At 46.0% G+C, this 1,691-nt stretch carries 1 protein-coding gene; it reads left to right on the forward strand.

Annotated elements, in window-relative coordinates; all coding sequences use genetic code 11:
- Positions 1-107: 107 nt before the first annotated feature.
- Positions 108-1,454: an IS1380-like element IS616 family transposase gene (locus tag WKT20_RS17930; RefSeq protein WP_004295325.1), complete on the forward strand. Its 1,347-nt coding sequence runs from the start codon at positions 108-110 to the stop codon at positions 1,452-1,454.
- Positions 1,455-1,691 lie beyond the last annotated feature (237 nt).

Genomic DNA, 1,691 nt, shown 5'->3' on the forward strand with positions numbered 1-1,691 from the left:
CCTGAATAATTCATAGTCTCCACAAAAAAGAGAACGCCCTTCTTGTATATTTGCAAGAAAAGCATTAACTTTAAGGTGTTAAAAATAAACTTAATACCGGCGTTCTCATGTGCAAAGATACAACAAATAACGGAGTCAGTCAAGAGAAAAATCTTTTTTCTTTTCAAGACGTGCTTCCTGACAGGAAAATTCAGGTCGATTTCAATGCCCCGGACATCTCGTCCAATGGAGGACTGGTGCTTGTCGGTCTAATGAAAGACAGCATAGCGCGAAAGATAGCGCGCCTAATTCCGGATTATCGAAATCAACTTTTCGTACAGCATTCCTACGAAGAGATGGTCTGCCAGCGTGTCGGACAGATAATGTGCGGCTACGAGGATGCCAACGACTGCGACCGCCTGCGCCACGACAGTGCCCTTAAGATGAGCGTGGGCCGCAAGGCATCGGATCCCGGCCTGTGCTCACAACCGACGATGACACGGCTTGAGAATCATATTGACAAAAGGACCTTATGGAAAATAGCAGAACTGTTTGTCAAGGACTACATCTCATCCTTCGACAAAGCTCCGCGTAAGATTATTCTTGACGTTGACGATACAAATGCCAACACATACGGGGCGCAGCAGCTGTCGCTGTTCAATGATTACTATGACGAATACTGCTACATGCCGATGGTTATTTTCGACGGTATGAACGGCAAGCTGATACTTCCTCTACTGAGACCGGGACGACGCAACAAGTCGCTGAACATCTTCGGTATACTGCGCAGAGTCATTGAATACATCCATAAGGAATGGCCTCACACAATAATAGAACTCCGCGGGGACAGTCATTTCTGCAGCCATGAGTTTATGGACTGGGTCAAGACACATCTTTATGTGAGATTTATCACAGGGCTGTCGGGCAATCCTGCGCTTATGAAGAAAATCGACAAGCAATTGCGCCGTGCCAAGGGGGATTTCGAACTTCACCATGAGGATGTACGCCGTTACTACAGCTTTGAGTACAAAGCCAAATCATGGAAATACAGACAGAGGGTGATTGCAAAAATCGAAGTCTCCGACAAGGGTGTAAACGTCCGCTTCATAGTCACAAGCAACCGTAACAACAAGCCCGAGACAGTATATCGACGTTACTGTAAGCGCGGCACAATGGAGCTATGGATAAAAGACCTGAAGTATTTTCGAGCCGACAGGATGTCGTGCAGTTCTTTCAGAGCCAATATGTTCCGGCTGTTTCTATATGGCGCGGCATATGTGACCGCATACCGTCTCAGGTCGAAGGCTTTCTCCAATACAGAGGTCGGCGCCTTCACGATGGACAGCTTCATGAAGCGGATTATGCTGAGTGCCGTCTTCATAGTCGAAAAAAAGACTTTTATAAGGTTCAGCTTTTCCCCACACCATCGACACCTTGAAGCTTTGTCGCAAGCCTTGACGAGACTCTCTGCCTGACAAGTGGAATAATCTGAAATCAACCTGAGTCCGATTCTGTAATCGGACTTATAAGTCATATCCGCTCCATAAAAATGGACGTGATAATCAGACCTGAGCATGCCGAAATCAAGGCTTCGGACAGGATTATAACTCTACATCAAGCGGTCATTCGATGATAGACATTAGTTGGAGGCTTCAGATTGTCCCCATATCTGTTTTGATAACCTGAAATGAATCCACTATGAATAATGTAGG

Source organism: Phocaeicola sp. ICN-14070 (assembly GCF_037892625.1).
GTDB classification, from domain to species: Bacteria; Bacteroidota; Bacteroidia; order Bacteroidales; family Bacteroidaceae; genus Phocaeicola; species Phocaeicola plebeius.